Genomic DNA, 17,623 nt, shown 5'->3' with positions numbered 1-17,623 from the left:
AGGCCGACAATGATAAAAAAAGTTCTGGCTATGCTTCTCGTAATGATCTTGCTACTGCTTATGATTCCTGTGGGAAACCTGATGAGTAAACCTGTGTCTGCTGCATCTGTTGCTTCTGACCCTAGTTTAATATTCCGGTCCGAGAATCAAACGATAAATACCGGTTATTACACGAATCTGAATGAACATTTGAATGCACTCAAAGTTTTGGAAGAAGGAACGATTGTGGTGAAATTTAAGTACACGGGGTCCACAATCATGTCCTTATTCTCACTCAGTAATAATAACGAGTCGGATGGGCATTTCCATCTGTATATAACGCCTACAGTGATCGGTAGCGAGAATCGTTATTCCAAGCCTGGTGAACCGAAGGTGAATACACATGTGAAGACTGGTGCGGTGAAGCTCACGGAGAATGAAGTTCATACCGTTGCGATGGTGGTGGATAAAGCTAAAGGATATAAGTTTTTTCTAGATGGAGAATTGGTGAAGAGTGATACGACTTCTGCGAGGAAGTTCATGAACAATATCTACGCACCAAACAGTGTGAAGCTTGGGATCACGGAGAGAGCTACGGGAGGGAATCAATATCCTTTTACAGGGGACATTCATTATGCAGAGGTGTACAGCGCCCCATTAAGTGATCAGACACTGATGGAAATGACCAAGAAAGCGAAGCCTGTTGTTACCAAAGCCGTTAATCGCTCTTTTAATGGAACGAATGATTATGTTGACATCTCAAGTGAGCTTTCTAAAGTAAAGAGCTTGCAGAAAGGGACCTTCTACGCAAAATTCAAGATGACGGATGGAGGCAATGCGAAAGCACTACTTAGCCTTTCTGACTCTACGGTAGATGCCTCGAACCTGGCGATAGCAATTAACAGCGGCAGAATCAATGTCAGTGCCAGAGTATCGAGCGAATATACTTCGAATGGTTCATTTATTATGAATTACACGAGTCCTGCAGGCGTTCTGTATAATGACGGTCAGTGGCATCAACTAGCGGTAACCGTTGATCAATCATCTACGGTGATCTATATGGATGGTCAGAAAATAGGAACAACGAATGGATTCCCATTCGCAAGCGCCATTCCGAATCTGAATACGTTTCTGATCGGTGCAAATCGTGATTTCAAAGCTTCCCCGGAATGGTATTATAAAGGGGATATTGAAACCGTCACTGTGTACGACGGGAGACTTGATGATGTGGAGATGAAAGCATTGACAGCACCTATAGATGTGACAAGTAGGGACCTGAACCAGATTAAGGCGTACTTGAATACCACTAGTCAGCCAGCTACATTTCTATTTACTGGGGATGACATTACCTTTTCTGCTGGTCAAGCCGGTGGATACCGGAATTTCATGCAGCATTTTGAAGAGCGGATCAGGTGGGAGTTAGCCAGTTCTGCCATCCAACGCAATAACTTTGTGTTCAACACAGGTATGAAAGGGCTTACCTCATCCGAACTCATTGCTAATTTTAGTAGACTTGTGACAAAGCTTCAGCCAAAGACTGTTTTTGTCATGCTCGGTAAGGGAGATGCGGAAGCGAATATACCTGTTGCTGATTTTAAGGCGAATTTAAGGACGATTGTGGCTAACATCAGGGGTATAGGGGCTGTGCCTGTACTTCAGACTGGGATTTATCCTACTGATGCAGCCTATAGAACGAAGCTTGCCCCGTATGTAGAAATGGTTAAAGCTGTAGCTTCCGAAGATCATGTCATACTCTCGAATCATTACGATACTTGGAAGACATATAGTAATCTTAATTCCTTGGTGGATGCAGAAGGTAAGCTGCCGAATCAGCTTGGACACTTGACGCTAGCCAAAGAGCTGATGACATTGTTCAGTGTTGGCGGAAGCGGGAATACATGGAGTCTGAATGGCTTCTCTGACGTGAAAGAGCAGGTTGCTCCAACTATAGCCCAGGATATTTCGTATACGCTCAACGGTGGTGTTCTGAACATTAATCTGGTTAGAACGCTTGCTTGCATTCCAGATGTGGAGGAAGCGCAGATTACGCTGAAATCGGGTACAGAGACGTACACGAAACAGACGATAAACTTGACTGACTCGTTCAGTATGGGCAATCTAGTTGATGGTCAGTCATATGTTCTTACGGTGAAGGCTAGAGCTGAAGGAGAAACGAAGTATGCGAATCTGAATCCAGCATACCTTCAAGGACCTGCACCGGAACCAAGCCCAATTCCGGCTGAACTGACTTCTCTCATTCAAGGCGATCAACCGATAACTTGGCTGTTCAGTGGAGATAGCATTACCCATGGAGCATTGCATTTGAAAGGGTACAAGTCATTTGCAGAGTTGTTTGGGGAACGGGTAAGAGGTGAACTCTCGACACAATATCCGGCAAGAGCCAAGGATCTGGTTCTGAACACGGGGGTATCTAGTGCAACGACTCGTGATCTAGTCACGAATTTCGATCGGTGGGTTACCGTCAATGATCCGGATGTTGTGTTTCTGGCTTTTGGCATGAATGACAGCAGTAACCGGCTTGTGCCGATCGCAGAATATGAATCGAATCTTCGAAGCGCAGTAGATAAGATACGTCTAATGGGCGCAGTGCCGATTCTAGAGACGATCAACACGATTCAACCGGGGGATGCGGGGCGTCTCACCAATCTCCCAGCTTATGTACAAGTTGTTAGAGATATTGCGGCTGACAAGAATGTACTGCTTGTCGATCACTACAAATATTGGACGGAGGCTGAGCAAGCCGAAAGTCATATCAAAAATATCTGGTTGAATGATAGCATTCACCCGAATTACATGGGTTCTACACATATGGCAGCTACTATTTTTCAAGCAATTGGTATTTATGACCCAAACAGCTATATCTCCAGCTTGCGTTATAAAGCTCAGGAGACCATAGGGACTTTAAATGTAAATCCTACGATTACCAAGGGCACGAATGCGATGACGATTAATATCCAGCCTATCGTGACGGCAGCGGGCGGGGCCGACTCCGTTGAGTCCATTACTGTAACCTTTACTCGGGGGCAGGAGGATATGATCACTACTGAAACGCGTAAATTGAACACGGCTCTAGTCATCAATGGTCTGTCGGGAACGGATGGATACATGATCCAAGTAAAAGTAAAGGTTAAAGGTCAGAACAGAGTGCTGAACTTGAACCCGATTACGTCTTAAATCGTATGTTTTCAAAGAAGCTGTCTTGAGTAGTTACATCTACGAAGGGCAGCTTTTTTGATATATCTCTATACTTTATTTGATTAATTAAGCCTATAAACGGTTTAACTATTTGGAGTGATGTTATATAGCATTTATATAGGATGCTTAATTATAAATCATTACTTAATGCAACATGATAGATATAGAAGGAGGGGCTTAAATGGCACTAGGAATTTTACTCATTGTATTTATCGTGATAGCTGTTGTGAGTTTGTTCAGCATTGCAGCGCTATTTATGGTGAAAGATCGTAAAGTGAATAATATGGTGTTTGGTTTTACAGTGATACTTGGGCTTGTAATTAGCTATATGGCGGTGACTGCGCTACCAACGAATTATACCGTACCAAGAGTCTTCTCTGCATCTATGGGGGTGCTCGCGATCATCGGAGTCATATTGAAATTAATGAATAAGACGCTGGCTGCCAAATTAGTAGTTACGGTATCGGTACTCATGGGGCTGACACAGTTGTTCTTTTTCTGATCCGTAATTATGATTTATGGGTGTTAAATCGTGAAATTTATATTGGAAAATCTATTGAAAAAAAGTGTGGAATTGCAGAAAACAAGGAGGCGGAGAAAAATTCCGCTTCTTTTTTAGTACCGATCTGTGGTATCTTAGATGCTCATGACGTAAAGGAACGGCTTGTGGAGACTCCTGTGTGAGATGCCCAAAGTTACGTGATTAGAATATATGTGTTTATAATTAAGGAGACCTCATGACATTTAATGAATTGAATATTACACCTGCTATTTTGAAAGCTTTAGATAAGGAAAACTACACTACACCAACTCCAATCCAAGCCCAAGCGATCCCTGCGATATTATCCGGAAGAGACTTTCTAGGCTGCGCGCAGACAGGTACAGGGAAGACAGCTGCGTTTGCGATTCCGACCATCCAGCTATTAAACGAACAGCCACCTAAACCAGGAATGGGACGCCGTATCCGTTCATTGATATTATCACCAACAAGAGAACTTGCTCTGCAAATTTTTGATAACGTCAAGGCGTACAGTCAATTTACGAAGCTGCGTGCTACAGCTATTCTTGGCGGGGTATCTCAGAAAACGCAGGAGCGTTCACTTCAGCAGGGTGCGGACATTGTCATTGCAACACCAGGCAGACTCCTAGATTTGGTGAACCAAAGACGCATTGATCTGCAGTATGTTGAGATTTTAGTTTTGGATGAAGCTGACCGTATGCTGGATATGGGATTCATTCATGATGTGAAACGAATTATTGCGAAGATGCCGAACAAGAAACAAACATTATTTTTCTCAGCAACGATGCCTAATGAGATCACCCAATTGGTGAAATCGTTACTGGTAGATCCGGTAAAAGTAGAAATAACACCAGTTTCTTCTACAGCGGAACGGATTAAGCAGGAAGTTTATCTTCTAGAGACGGGACATAAGCAGAAGCAGTTGAATGAGATCCTTAAGGACAAATCAATTGTGTCGGCATTAGTCTTCACTCGTACGAAGCGCGGTGCTGACCGAGTTGTGCGTGATTTGACGAAAGTAAATGTATCGGCTCAAGCCATCCACGGAGATAAATCACAGATCAGCCGGCAAAATGCATTAAAGAACTTCAAGAGCGGTGAGACACGCGTGCTCGTGGCAACAGATATTGCTGCTCGAGGTATTGATATTGACGAGTTATCTCATGTGATTAACTTTAACCTGCCGAACATTCCTGAGACGTACGTTCACCGGATTGGACGTACTGGCCGTGCAGGTTTAAGCGGAACTGCAATTTCTTTCTGTGAAGTGGATGAGCTTCCATTCCTTAAGGATATTGAGAAATTAATCGGCAAAACGATTCCTGAGGTTAAAGATCATGACTATCCGATGCCGAGTTCCGCAAGGTTCTCCAAGAGCAAGGGATCATCGAAACCAGGGGCAGCTTCTAAGCCGAAGAAAGCTTCAGGTTGGAAGCCGAAAATGGATACAGCTCGTAAGCCGAAAAGTGACGCGGGTAGTAAACCAAAGACTGATGCAGGGCGGCCATCGAAATCAGAGACAGGACGTAAGCCTAAAGAATATACGGCGCGGAAGCCCAAGTTCGATGGAGGCAGACAGGGAAGTAAAGCGAGTAAGGCAAGCAGAGCATAGGACTGGGCACTAGTAACTTCATGCCTATGAATTAATGAATATAAAAATAGAAGGGATAGAGTTCCAGAGGTATTTGGGAGCTCTATCCCTTTTTGTATGTTATGAATCTTTGGTTTACAAATGCTGGATATGACATTAGACTAGGTGTGCCAAACCATAACCATTCTGTCTGGAGGCGATATGTAATGGAGAAGCAAGGCCGGGAGGTTATATCTCCCCATCACTTGGATCAGAACATGAAGATTGAGCGCGGAACAACGGATGGATTGACATGGTATTCCCCGCTGGAGAAGCCGTTCCGTATATCTGGATTCGCTTGGATTGAAGAGGAACGTATTTACCGTAGACTTCCTGTATCACCGGATTATCCTATAACGACTGCAGTTGATAATTTAGCGAATTGTACGTCAGGTGGACAGATCCATTTTCGCACCAATTCCAGAAGTATATCCGTGCGGGTTCGACTCGCTGCAGGGTCAAGCATGTATCATATGCCGGCGACAGGTGAATGTGGAATGGATGCGTACTTCGGAGGACCGGGCCATTGGTTGTATGCAGGGACGGCAAGTTTTGGATCAGGGCAACCGGAATATGAAAGCCGGCTTTTTCTAAATGATAGTAACGAAGAGCGTTCCTTTATGCTGAATATGCCGCTGTATAAGGGTGTGAAGGAAATATGGATCGGTCTTGAACCGGAGGCAGACGTCTTGGCACCTGAGGCATATGATTCGGATCGTAAAATTATTTTTTACGGTACCTCCATTACACAAGGTGGATGCGCTGCGCGTCCCGGCATGTCTTATACGAATATCTTGAGCCGCAGAATCCATCAGGAGTTTATCAATCTTGGTTTCTCTGGGAATGGAAAAGGGGAACCCGAACTTGCACATTTGATCACACAGATCGATAATCCAGCTTGTTTCGTCATTGATTATGAATCCAACAGCGGTGGCACGGAACCTTACCGTAAGACGCTGCCGGAATTTATCCATATCCTTCGTGAAGCTTATCCTGATGTTCCGATCATTCTCATCTCTAGATTCCCGTATGCGTCGGAATCGTATAAGCCGGAGGTTCTTCAGGGAAGAGTGGAGCGTAGAGAGTTCCAAGCCCAGTTGGTCCAGAAACTAAGAGAAGCTGGAGATCACAGGCTGACCTTCGTGGATGGCGCTAGTTTACTCAGCAGCCGAACGGATGAGGCAACGGTTGATGGCGTGCATCCAACAGATTTTGGATTTATGCAGATGGCGGATAATCTAGAGCCAGTGTTAAGACAGGTTCTTGCGGGTGTAGCTACTTCTTAATATATAAAAAGATGACTTCTGACTAAGGATGCAGAAGTCATCTTTTTGTATGGTGAGGCGATGGCATTAACTCAGCCGATAGCTGGCAAACGGCTTACCATGAATAAAGGATTCGCTAACGGCGTCTAGCTGCTTACTGAGATCTTGATCGATCTGAATTTCGAGACTTTTGATATTATCCGCAAGCTGCTCGGTGCGTGTAGCTCCCACAATCACGGTGGACACAGCTGGGCGATCCATAAGCCAGGACAGAGAGAGGGCGCTTGGTGTGTAGCCGTATTCTTCTGCAAGCTTACTTACCCGTTGTCCAAGCTGAATGTTCTTGTCCTCAAGGAATCGGTTGAAATTTGGATCGGTGTCTGCTCTGGAACCGGAAGGTGCTGTGCCCGCGCTGTTGTTATATTTTCCGGTCAGAATTCCGCCTGCGAGTGGAAAATATGGAATGATGCCTACACCTTGATCTAAGCAGAGGGGAACAAGCTCAAGCTCTGGTGTTCGGTCTGCTAAGGAATAGCTGGTCTGTATGGAAGTATATCGAACATAATCTTTGAGATCGCTGATTCCGAGTGCCTTCATAATCTCCCATGCAGCATAGTTGGATGCACCGATATACCGTACTTTTCCGGAAGTAACCATATCATCCAGTGTCCGAAGTGTTTCTTCCAGTGGTGTATTCGGATCAAATGTATGAATTTGATACAGATCTACGTAATCTGTCTTCAGTCGTCGTAGGCTGTTGTCCAGTTCCTGCATTAGATGATAACGGGAAGAACCGCGCTCATTCGCTCCTGCTCCCGTAGGGAGTCCGGCCTTCGTTGCTAGCACGGCTTCGTGGCGTCTTCCCTTCAGTGCTTCTCCGATGATCCGCTCCGATTCTGTATTGGCATAAATATTGGCCGTATCAATGAAATTCACGCCGTGATCGAGCGCAAAATGAAGAATATGGGTAGAGGCTTCCTGATCGGCTCTTTTGCCAAAAGCATTCGTTCCGAGTCCCAATTGGGAGACTTGAAGGCCACTGTGTCCAAGACGACGATATTGCATATAATCCGCTCCTTTTCATAGATGGTAATGACTATGGATCTAGTCTTTAAGATGAGGTTCACTGGTTCATATTGTACTCCCTCTACATAACAAAAGAAATCGCTCCTTAAATCAGGGCGATTTCTTTTGTGTAAGGTTCAGCAGCGATCATAGAAATGATTCGTACTACTCGCTGCACTTTAAGACAATGTAACTTTAGGATTCAGGGTGATCTCAAAAGCTCTATCCCAAATGTAGCTTGGATTTTCATAGGATAAAGCTGCACTTTCATACTCAGCATAAGACCATTTTGCTTTCTTGATTTGACGGATGTTATGAGATGATGTGCATTGGCTAATCTGAAAAGCATTCTTGGCTGCCAAGGTGTTCGTATGCGTCTGCATCCGTTCCCTCAACAGAGTAACCACATGAGCATAGTCGCTCTCCGAATTAAACAAAAGAAAATTACCGTCTGCATAAGGGATGTTCGTATACAGTGCATTGGCCCTCGAGTACTGCCGAATCTCGCCAATCGTCAGCGTCTTGTAGTAGTAGTCTTTCAAGAAACGTTTGAACAACAGTGATCCATGCGCATCTACAGCTTTATTTAGTGCAGGCGCTTTTTTCTCTGTGATGAGAAATGCATATCTGGCTTGTGCCATCCCTAGGGCAATACCGATCTTGTTCCCGGCTGTATTCCATCCACTATACCCGAGAATCTGTCCTGTATATGAACTTTCGAGCAGTGCTTCGGTGACGACTGCATTCGCCGCACCTCCACCTACGAAATCAATGACGACCGTGGGCATCTGATTCAATCCATTAACTTCAATTCGGCTTACCGCGTTCGGTACTTCGTCCTTATCTGTAATCGCAATAATCTCCACATCAACTTTTACTTCCGGGGAGTCCTCGACGAGCTGACCGCCTATGATATCAACATGATGCTGAATATTCTGGTGTACACTCATGTACTCATATGGGTTGATAATTGTAGATCCATCTCGTCCAAAATAAAGCACGGAATATTTCGGTTTCTCATCTACACGTAACAGTTCGTGCGCCATTCTGGCCATGAGTGAATGCCCTAAACCATCCGCGTCTGGCAGTATAATCGCACGTTCAGGACTTTGACCATTCTCGCCGCCAAAAGATTCTGTGATCATTCCTTCTACATAATCGATTTCATTCGCTTGAACACCTTGGGTGGAAGAGTCGTCCACACCGATGGCCAGGAAGTCAATATAATCGAACTGTGCTAATCGATCCAGAATGTACACATTCGATTTGAATTTGTGTCTGCGAGCATCATAGTAATGCTCTTTATTAAAAGTGACCGTTTCCTCATAAGGAGTTCCATCAGGTTTCGTATCATAACCTTCTAAAATTTCACTGAGCTCATCTACGCTCTTCCTCGGTTGTTTCATGAAACTGCGGGATTCATCGTAAGCATTCTGGAACACATTCTCTACATACGTTGTGGTAGCGAGCCTCATAATGGTGTCAAGCACATACATGGGTTTGCGAGGATGAGCCTTTTTTACCAGTCGAATGGTATCCAGTAAGTGGGTTGTTGCAGGATCATAGTCTGGGTAGGCTGAACCGCCGTTGGTACGCAATCTTCTACTCCCAATTAGTCCTCCATACGCGAGCATATCTGCAGAGATAATAAAGCCATCAACCTCTGCTGCATGATCGAGAATGAACTTGCGAATGTTGGTTGTGTTACCGAATGTAGGCGAAGATGTGCTCAGGAGTGTGTTGTCTGAAGCGGTCTTCTGAGAATCCATTCGGTTCTTGATATCCTCCAAGCATGGCGTAATCACTTCAATGCCAGCGGATCTTCCTTGAACAATCACATCATCTAGGTTTACCGGTCGATCATCTAAAGGTACATACAGAACTTTTTTCATATTCATATCCATACAACTCCCTCATTTATAGTATGAAAGGCCGTATACAAAAGGGAAGTGAAGAATCGAGATGAACCTCTTCCCAAGTTCATCTCGTTTCTTTATTGTTAGGTGCCTTCACCTATATAGGTAATTGTTACATAAGAAATACAACCACTAGAATTATTTTTTTGAAAAATAATCATTTTCTATATAGAACATCTTTCAAATGACCTTAGAAAATTCATAAAATCAACATTACAAACACCATAAAAAGTGGTATTGTATAGAATAAACAGAACAAGTGTTCTTATATTTTGGTGTTGATTGTCTATCTTTGCAACTTAACAGAATGGAGTGGATGAAGAATTGAATACAGGTCAGACGGCTTTTGAGCGAGTTCAGGGAGAGGTCCACCGGATTGGCTGGAGGATTCAATATCGCGCTAAGACGTTGAAGAAACGGGAGTGTACCTTCTATGATCTTGAACGCATGTATACGAAAGTGAACTTTACAGATCAAGCTGAGAACAGAATGTTGGTTGAACAGCTGATAAATACACTTCCCCCTCAAGGCAAGATCATTATTTATAAACTGTACATACAGGATCAGACGGAATCCGAAGTAGCACGCGAGCTGAATATAAGTCAACAGGCGGTGAACCGATGGAAACGAAGAATGATCAACCAGTTATCACAGACCGTGAGTTTCTAGCATTGCTAGAAGCAGCGCAGGACAATGATCCAGATGCGATGATACAGCTTATCGATTTATTTAAGGAGGATATTGTGAGAGCCAGTCAATTTATCCAACTACCGAAAGAGGATGCCGTAGCAGAAATTGTAATGGAGCTATTGGCGTATATTAAAGAGGGGGAGGAATAGATTAGGAGTTTGTTCGTTTGACATCTATCCCAATCCTGTGTACAGTAATTGACAATAGAATAGAAAGTCCACTAGGGGAGCCGTTGGCGGCTGAGACAAGAGAGTATCTTGGACCCTTTGAACCTGATCTAGTTCATACTAGCGTAGGAAAGTGGAGTCGGTCATATCATTATTGCCTTATCCTTATGCAATGATTGAAATAGATGAAGCCGCTCCAGCTTTCGGGGCGGCTTTTTTTGGCGTCTACTGAAAGTGGTTACTCTTACGGGACTTTCTGCTCTTCAAAAAAATTGGAGGTGGAAGACTTATGAGTTTCACACAAGAGCTCCGTCAACAGGCGGACGGTATTTTTCAGGCCATATTTGAACATCCCTTTGTGAGAGGAATAGCAGAAGGTAAGCTAACGAAGGAACAGCTGGTTCATTATATCAAACAGGATTATGAGTATTTGAATGCATACATGCGGATTTATGGGATTGCCATTTCTAAGTGCACGACAAGAGAAGAGATTGCTGTATTCAATGAACAGATATCATTTATTCTACATAGCGAGGTACATCCACATCAGAATTTTTGTCATGAAGCAGGGGTTAGGTATGAGGATATGCAGGGGTATCCGCTGGCTCCGTCAGCACATCATTATATACGCCATATGTTGACCGTGGCTCACGAAGGAAGTCTGGGTGAGATTATGGCGGTGCTGCTACCTTGTCCTTGGACGTATCTTGAGATTGGGCAAAAGCTGATGAAGGAAGTTAATCCAGATGAGTCTCACCCGTTCTATGAATGGATCACATTCTATGGCAACCGTGCGGATGGTGCGACCATTAAATTCTGCAATGAACTCGATGCTTGGGCCTTGGAGGCCACGGCTGCTGAGCGTTCACGCATGACCGAGCATTTCATGCTTAGCTGTCAGCTAGAGTATTTGTTCTGGGATATGGCTTACCGTCAGGAAGAGTGGCCGGTTCAGATGCAGGCGATCTGTTCTGTGAATTCTTAGTGTATTCCATCATCATAACGACAAAGTGAGGCTGATGAGTGTGATGTTAGATAAAGAGGTTTCCGAGTTACTAGGGAAGGTGCAGCAGCATAAACCGCTTGTACATAATATGACGAATGTGGTGGTGACTAATTTTACGGCAAATGGTCTTTATGCGTTAGGTGCATCCCCTGTTATGGCGTATTCACCCGATGAGGTTGCCGATATGGCAAAAATTGCAGGGGCGCTAGTGCTGAACATTGGAACATTGTCTCGTGAATTGGTGGATGCCATGATTATCGCGGGACGTTCAGCGAATGCGCATGGAGTTCCGGTCCTGTTGGACCCTGTAGGTGCCGGAGCTACAACGTTTCGAACGGAGTCAGCGCTGCGTATTTTGAAGGAGGTTCAGATTTCGCTTGTACGGGGAAATGCGGCCGAAGTTGCTCATCTTGTCGGCGAATCGCGGGAGATTAAAGGCGTGGATGGCGGTGGCAGTGCGGGTGAAAGTCATGTGAGTCTAGCCATTCGAGCAGCACAGGAGTTGAAGACAACGGTTGTCATTACGGGAGAAGAGGATGTCATCACGGATGGTACGACCGTACGGGTTATAAGTGGTGGACATGAGCTGCTTACAAAAGTAACCGGAGCGGGTTGTCTATTAACTTCTGTATTAGGGGCTTTTGCAGCCATAGAGCCGAATCTTATGTTATCAGGCGCAGCAGGTCTTGCCTTCTATGGAGCTGCTGCTGCTCGCGCGGCAGAACTCACCTCGGATGTTGGACCAGGTAGCTTTCAAGTTGCTTTTCTAGATGAATTAGCGAAGCTGCATGCCGGTTCCCTGTCAGGATTTTCCGAGATCCGAGAAGTAGAGGTAGCTGGAACAGGTGATAAACGATGAGTCATACGATGATTCCAAGAGCGCTAACGATTGCAGGCTCAGATAGCGGTGGCGGGGCTGGTATTCAGGCGGATCTCAAGACATTTCAAGAGCTTGATGTATTCGGGATGTCTGCCATTACTGCGGTAACGGTACAGAACACCTTGGGTGTTCATGGGGTTTATCCACTTCCTCCGGAAGCGGTGGCGGAGCAGATTGACGCAGTGGGACTAGATCTTGGCGTGAATGCAATCAAGACAGGAATGCTGTTTAGCCCGCCTCTCATCCGCGCAGTGGCCGAGCAAATTCGGAAGTTCGGATGGGAGCATGTCGTCGTCGACCCGGTGATGATTGCCAAAGGTGGGGCAGAGCTGCTTCGGGCAGAAGCGGTTCAGGCGCTGAAGGAGGAACTGCTTCCCTTGGCATTCATTGTTACCCCGAATATTCCGGAAGCCGAAGTGCTAGCGGGGATGAAAATACGTTCGATGCAGGATCGCCGTGAAGCGGCGCAACGTATTCGTGATCTAGGAGCGAAGCTTGTGGTGATTAAGGGGGGCCATGCTGCGGATGAAGAAGATAAGGTCATTGATCTTATCTATGATGGGACCCTGTTCACGGAGCTAAAGGCCAAGCGGGTACACACGGTTCATACGCATGGAACAGGATGCACCTTCTCGGCAGCTATTACCGCAGGATTAGCAAAGGGCATGTCTCCTGTGGAAGCTATTACGAGGGGTAGAGCGTTCATTCAAGCAGCGATCGAGGATGGGCTGAATATTGGGCAGGGGCATGGTCCAACGAATCATTTTGCCTATCGACGTCGGCATCAGGAGGTGCCCTCATGAATGGAAGAATTTCGCCTTCCACGATGCGCGAATCCCTTCGGATGTACTTGGTGATGGGAAGTGTGAACTGCCTGTCAGATCCAGAGCAGGTATTAATAGAGGCGCTAGTTGGTGGCGTGAGTATATTCCAGTTCCGTGAAAAAGGTGAGGGTGCGCTGTGCGGTGAACAGAGGTTAGCCCTCGCCCGTAAGCTTCAAGCATGTTGCCGCCAAGCGGGTGTGCCGTTCATCGTGAACGATGATGTGGAGCTAGCGCTTGCACTGGGTGCAGATGGCGTTCATATCGGTCAAGATGACGATTCAGCAGATTCTGTTCGAGAGCGAATCGGGAACCGAATTCTAGGTGTGTCTGCTCATACTGTGGAAGAGGCCAAGTTAGCCATTCTTCAAGGTGCCGATTATCTCGGTGTGGGACCGATCTATCCAACACAGTCAAAAGATGACGCGAAGGAAGTACAAGGTCCGGAGATTGTACGCAAGCTGCGTGCAGCTGGTATAGAACTTCCGATCGTTGGAATCGGTGGGATTACTGAAGCGCGTGTAGGAGAAGTTATCGACGCAGGCGCGGATGGTGTGGCCGTTATATCTGCGATAACGCATGCGAAAAGGGTGCGTGCTGCGGTGGAGGGAATGAGAAGGAAGCTCGTTTCTTCTTCGTTACAGTAACAGAGTGCCAGTGAAAATAATGAACAATACAAGTTCACCTGAGGCTGATATAGCATCAGGTGAACTTTTTTATTTGAATCGAATCATTTTAATATGCTTCGTTTATTTAGATGCCTTCTGAGATAATCCAAAAAGCAGATAACCTAAGATTATGCCATACAACAGATGACCAATTAACCAGATGAGTAGGGAGATTGGATCGTAAAGGGATGGTGTCCGTTCGGACAGAGAGGTTGTTAAATATAACATCAATCCGATAACAGTGCATGATAGGGAGACCAAGCTTATATTTTTACGCCAAGAGAAGTTTCTGTGTCTAAGAAAGATAACAAATACGCCACTAAGAAGAACAGAAATGATCAGGTGAAGTAAAAACTCTACGAATTCGGATAATGTCAGCTGATTAAGTAAGGGGATGTAATCAACATTCAGAAGCAGTGTATAAACTTTTAACGAAGTGATACTTTGTATGAATTTCAGGAACAATCCTAATAAAATGCCTGCTACTAAACCTGACCAGATGATACGGAGAAGGTTATTATCCTGACGCATTGCAAATCATGCCTCCTTTTACCACATTATTGTATAATGATTGTATAATTTATGTGAAGTCTTATTTTTGTATTATACAAGAGGTGATCCATTACGATGAAATGCTCACTGGTCTGGTTCCGTCGAGATCTACGTGTTCACGACCACGGCCCATTATTAAGCGCAGCGGCTTCAGGATTTCCTGTTGTAGGTGTGTATTGTTTCGATCCGCGTGAATATGGAATGAACGAGTTTGGCTTTTCGAAGACCGGGATACACCGCGCACAATTCTTAATCGAAAGTGTAGCAGAGCTGCGTCGCAATATGAATAAGCTGGGCTTTAAGCTCATCGTGAGGATGGGTAAACCAGAGGTAATTATCTCTCAGTTGATATCCAATTTAGAAATTAAAGCGATTCATTACCATATAGAACTGGGGAGTGAGGAAACCACCGTAGAGCAGCTTGTTAGATCGGTGAATACGGGCTGCACATTTCACGGTTATTACGGTCATAGTCTTATTCATCCAGAGGACCTGCCATTTACTGTGGAACGTCTTCCCGACCTCTACACTCCGTTTCAGAAGCAGATTCTGCAATCAGAACCCGCTTATATTCGAAAGCTACTACCACTACCCATGAAGGGGAGTGCGTTCGTCGACGTGGAGGAAGGTCGTATTCCCACTGAGGCTGAGCTAGGTTTATCTGCGATTCCAACGAATAAATCACTAGCTTCGGGTATATCGCTTATCCGTGGAGGATCTGCAGAAGGTCGCAAACGGCTTCGGTATTATTTCTATGAAGAGAACTTTCTACAACAATATCAAGATACAAGAAACGGATTGCTTGAGCGAGATGATTCCTCCAAACTCTCACCATACCTTGCGCTTGGATGCCTGTCTCCTCGGTATGTATACTGGAGCCTGAAGGATTATGAGGCAGAGCGTGGCGTTCATTCGTCTACGAAAATGTTTAAGTCAGAATTGCTGTGGCGGGATTTCTTTTGGTATGTTCATATGAAAAACGGTAACCGTATTTTTGCTCAAAGTGGATTAAGCGGCACCCCGTTTCATGGAACGACGGACTCTAATCTACTTCAGGCATGGATGAAGGGGGAAACAGGCTATCCAATAGTGGATGCGAATATGCGCGAACTCCGGGCTACCGGCTGGATGTCTAATCGAGGTAGACAGATCACGTCAAGCTTCCTAGCGAAAAATCTGGGAGTCGACTGGCGTATGGGGGCAGCTTGGTTTGAGTCTTGTCTACTAGACTATGATGTTTCTGTTAATTACGGAAACTGGTGTTACACATCTGGAGTGGGGAATGATTCGAGGCCTTACCGGCTATTTAATGTTACTAAGCAAGGGAAGGAATATGACTCAAACGGGAAGTATGCGAAACATTGGATTCCAGAACTTAAGAGCGTTCCTTCTGAGCGTATTTATGATATTCCTACCTTTTCATTATTCGAGCAATTAGAGTACGGACTCATGTTAGGAGAGCATTATCCATATCCGATCATCGATTGGTCAGAGTCTGTTCAGAGATATAGACAAAGGATGAATTAAGTATGGTGATATTTGGATTTAATTGTAGAATTAAGACTGACTAACATATATAATAATTAAAAAGACGATTACTTTATTAAACTTTTATACTAAAATTTGTATTTAAGGGCATGAATGTCTTTCTGGAGGTTGTTTGATTTGATACATACAACCACGATTCGATCAGAGTTGGAGAGTTACCTGAGAAAGAGTGGGTTAACGATTAACCAATTTGCAGATAAGTCGAAGGTTAACTCAGGGACGATAAGTACTATTCTCAAGGGAACAAGACCTATTGCAATGAAGCAGTTAGATCTCATTGTCTCTGCTATGGGGCTTCCTGAAGGAAGTTTTTATGGTCTGTATATGAATGATTGTTTTGATCAATCACCCAATTGGCGGAGGCTGAGGCCGTTCTTATCTCGTTGCGCGGAATTGGACAAGCTCGAATATATTCAGAAGGTTGTTCGGCTAATGATGGACAATCTCTCATATATCCCGGCGCTTTTTGATACGGCTGAAGAATTGTTCAATCAAGGCATGCAGGCAGCGGCGGCTGTGATCTATGAGAGTGTCGCTGAGAGTGAGAAGTATCAACATTCGGAGCGCCTGGCTCTGTGTCATTATCGATTGTTCTGTATCTCGTTGGGTCAAGATCAGGAGAGAAACCTTCAAGCTGCTACTAAATTCGAGGGTTTTGTTGAACGATTAGATGAAGTAGATCAGCTGGATGCCCTTAAAGATTTGGCTAATACATATCTCTCTCTTAGACAATGGAGCAAGGTCGATGAATTGGCTGAATTGATGGGAAGAAAGGCTATGATCCAATACAAATATAGATATGAAACGTCCAAGAGGTATGACCATCCTAAAGAACCTAAGCGTCCTTTGTTCCTGTACATTGTATATTCGTATTTGCTTCGTTCTGCGGTCTGTGATGAACTTGGAGATTATGAACAAGCCCTACGATATGTCGCACTGTACTCTGATATGAGCTGGGTGAAGGAAGATTCTGAAGAAGCACAGCGTATCATTGAGCAGTATCAATTATGGGCTGTTGCCAACACCTACCTGTATCAAGTCATGATGGGTAAGTCTGAGGTCATTCCGGAGTATGTAGCATTTATAGAGTCGAAAGAAAGTGAGATTATTCATGCCTTGACGAAGATACTCCAAGCTTCGAATCGCTATGATTTTAATATAGATGATATTTTACACCAATTTGAATCGCAAATTTCCTGCTACATCGATCGTAAGGGGATGGCCATCGGTACGTATACCCATCAAGTCGAAGCAGATCGGTATACGAGTTTCTTGACGGAGCTTTCATCTTACTATTTGAGCAGAGGAAAACATGAGTCTGGTATTCAATGTGTACTGGATGGCTTGGCATCAGCGACAGAGATTCATAATAATGATGCGATTCTGAAGTATGTAAGATTGTTTGAACTTTTTCGACATGCAGCATCCCAAGAAGCACAACATAGATATCATATTTTAATTAGCGAGGTGAAAGGAAAATGAAAAGAAAAATCGCTGTGTTGTTGACTACGCTTAGTATTGTTATGTTGCTTGCTGTTCCGGTAAGTGCTGAGCAGACGCTTCCTTCTAAGCCGTCTTTCCTCTGTACTCATGGTGCAGGAGGCTGTTAAGTCCAGCGCGTAAGAAGTGGCTTCATCATGGGAAATTGCTCGTGGCCTGCTGAATCTAGCAGGCTTTTTTGTTGTTGTCATAAATTCAGA

The 17,623-nt window shown here is 44.7% G+C and carries 16 protein-coding genes and 1 riboswitch; of the genes, 13 read left to right on the top strand and 3 right to left on the bottom strand.

The features are described 5' to 3' along the window. The first annotated feature begins 9 nt into the window (after positions 1 to 9). The 4 genes from AC3WJJ_RS22555 to AC3WJJ_RS22540 all read left to right on the top strand — a co-directional run bounded on the left by AC3WJJ_RS22555 (position 10) and on the right by AC3WJJ_RS22540 (position 6,631). The gene (locus AC3WJJ_RS22555; protein ID WP_492543971.1) at positions 10 to 3,174 is read left to right on the top strand and encodes a GDSL-type esterase/lipase family protein; all 3,165 of its coding nucleotides are present in this window, start codon (positions 10 to 12) and stop codon (positions 3,172 to 3,174) included. A gap of 202 nt (positions 3,175 to 3,376) precedes the next feature. Beyond that, entirely contained in the window at positions 3,377 to 3,697 is a 321-nt protein-coding gene (locus AC3WJJ_RS22550) for a hypothetical protein (RefSeq protein ID WP_492543969.1), read from the top strand. Positions 3,698 to 3,932: 235 nt separating this feature from the next. After that, positions 3,933 to 5,327, top strand: a complete 1,395-nt coding sequence (locus tag AC3WJJ_RS22545) for a DEAD/DEAH box helicase (protein WP_492543967.1) — start codon at positions 3,933 to 3,935, stop codon at positions 5,325 to 5,327. A 185-nt stretch (positions 5,328 to 5,512) separates the two neighbouring features. After that, positions 5,513 to 6,631, top strand: coding sequence for an SGNH/GDSL hydrolase family protein (locus tag AC3WJJ_RS22540; RefSeq protein ID WP_492543965.1), 1,119 nt, complete (start codon positions 5,513 to 5,515; stop codon positions 6,629 to 6,631). Positions 6,632 to 6,697: 66 nt separating this feature from the next. Here the strand turns inward: AC3WJJ_RS22540 and AC3WJJ_RS22535 are convergent, their stop codons facing one another. Both AC3WJJ_RS22535 and AC3WJJ_RS22530 read right to left on the bottom strand, forming a co-directional pair. Continuing rightward, positions 6,698 to 7,675, bottom strand: a complete 978-nt coding sequence (locus AC3WJJ_RS22535) for an aldo/keto reductase (protein WP_492543963.1) — start codon at positions 7,673 to 7,675, stop codon at positions 6,698 to 6,700. Between the two features lie 179 nt (positions 7,676 to 7,854). Then, a complete protein-coding gene (locus AC3WJJ_RS22530; RefSeq protein WP_492543961.1) occupies positions 7,855 to 9,573 on the bottom strand; it encodes a DUF4127 family protein in 1,719 nt (572 codons plus the stop codon). Between the two features lie 330 nt (positions 9,574 to 9,903). On the opposite strand from AC3WJJ_RS22530, the gene AC3WJJ_RS22525 reads away from it, so the two are divergent. The 6 genes from AC3WJJ_RS22525 (at position 9,904) to thiE (ending at position 13,802) form a co-directional block, all read left to right on the top strand. Next, entirely contained in the window at positions 9,904 to 10,260 is a 357-nt protein-coding gene (locus AC3WJJ_RS22525; protein WP_492543959.1) for a sigma factor-like helix-turn-helix DNA-binding protein, read from the top strand. Further along, complete coding sequence (locus AC3WJJ_RS22520; RefSeq protein WP_492543957.1) at positions 10,212 to 10,430, top strand: helix-turn-helix domain-containing protein; 219 nt, start codon at positions 10,212 to 10,214, stop codon at positions 10,428 to 10,430. Before AC3WJJ_RS22525 ends, AC3WJJ_RS22520 begins: the two co-directional genes overlap by 49 nt. A gap of 63 nt (positions 10,431 to 10,493) precedes the next feature. Further along, positions 10,494 to 10,597: riboswitch (TPP riboswitch) on the top strand. Between the two features lie 140 nt (positions 10,598 to 10,737). Further along, positions 10,738 to 11,433: a thiaminase II gene (tenA, locus tag AC3WJJ_RS22515; protein WP_492543955.1), complete on the top strand. Its 696-nt coding sequence runs from the start codon at positions 10,738 to 10,740 to the stop codon at positions 11,431 to 11,433. Between the two features lie 43 nt (positions 11,434 to 11,476). Beyond that, a complete protein-coding gene (thiM, locus tag AC3WJJ_RS22510) occupies positions 11,477 to 12,313 on the top strand; it encodes a hydroxyethylthiazole kinase (RefSeq protein ID WP_492543953.1) in 837 nt (278 codons plus the stop codon). Further along, entirely contained in the window at positions 12,310 to 13,137 is an 828-nt protein-coding gene (gene thiD, locus AC3WJJ_RS22505; protein WP_492543951.1) for a bifunctional hydroxymethylpyrimidine kinase/phosphomethylpyrimidine kinase, read from the top strand. Before thiM ends, thiD begins: the two co-directional genes overlap by 4 nt. Then, positions 13,134 to 13,802: a thiamine phosphate synthase gene (gene thiE, locus AC3WJJ_RS22500; RefSeq protein ID WP_492543949.1), complete on the top strand. Its 669-nt coding sequence runs from the start codon at positions 13,134 to 13,136 to the stop codon at positions 13,800 to 13,802. Before thiD ends, thiE begins: the two co-directional genes overlap by 4 nt. A gap of 102 nt (positions 13,803 to 13,904) precedes the next feature. Here the strand turns inward: thiE and AC3WJJ_RS22495 are convergent, their stop codons facing one another. After that, the gene (locus tag AC3WJJ_RS22495; RefSeq protein ID WP_492543947.1) at positions 13,905 to 14,354 is read right to left on the bottom strand and encodes a hypothetical protein; all 450 of its coding nucleotides are present in this window, start codon (positions 14,352 to 14,354) and stop codon (positions 13,905 to 13,907) included. Positions 14,355 to 14,450: 96 nt separating this feature from the next. Between AC3WJJ_RS22495 and AC3WJJ_RS22490 the strand changes: the two genes are divergently transcribed. The 3 genes from AC3WJJ_RS22490 (at position 14,451) to AC3WJJ_RS22480 (ending at position 17,533) form a co-directional block, all read left to right on the top strand. Continuing rightward, positions 14,451 to 15,902 (top strand): DASH family cryptochrome, encoded by a 1,452-nt coding sequence (locus AC3WJJ_RS22490; RefSeq protein ID WP_492543945.1) that lies wholly within the window; start codon positions 14,451 to 14,453, stop codon positions 15,900 to 15,902. A 138-nt stretch (positions 15,903 to 16,040) separates the two neighbouring features. Beyond that, positions 16,041 to 17,405, top strand: a complete 1,365-nt coding sequence (locus AC3WJJ_RS22485) for a helix-turn-helix domain-containing protein (RefSeq protein ID WP_492543943.1) — start codon at positions 16,041 to 16,043, stop codon at positions 17,403 to 17,405. Next, positions 17,402 to 17,533, top strand: coding sequence for a hypothetical protein (locus tag AC3WJJ_RS22480; RefSeq protein ID WP_492543941.1), 132 nt, complete (start codon positions 17,402 to 17,404; stop codon positions 17,531 to 17,533). Before AC3WJJ_RS22485 ends, AC3WJJ_RS22480 begins: the two co-directional genes overlap by 4 nt. Positions 17,534 to 17,623: the final 90 nt, after the last annotated feature.

The organism is Paenibacillus sp. FW507-14B1B (genome assembly GCF_058781425.1).
The sequence above is the reverse complement of the archived record's forward strand: the minus strand, read 5'-3'. Positions and strand labels throughout refer to the sequence as shown.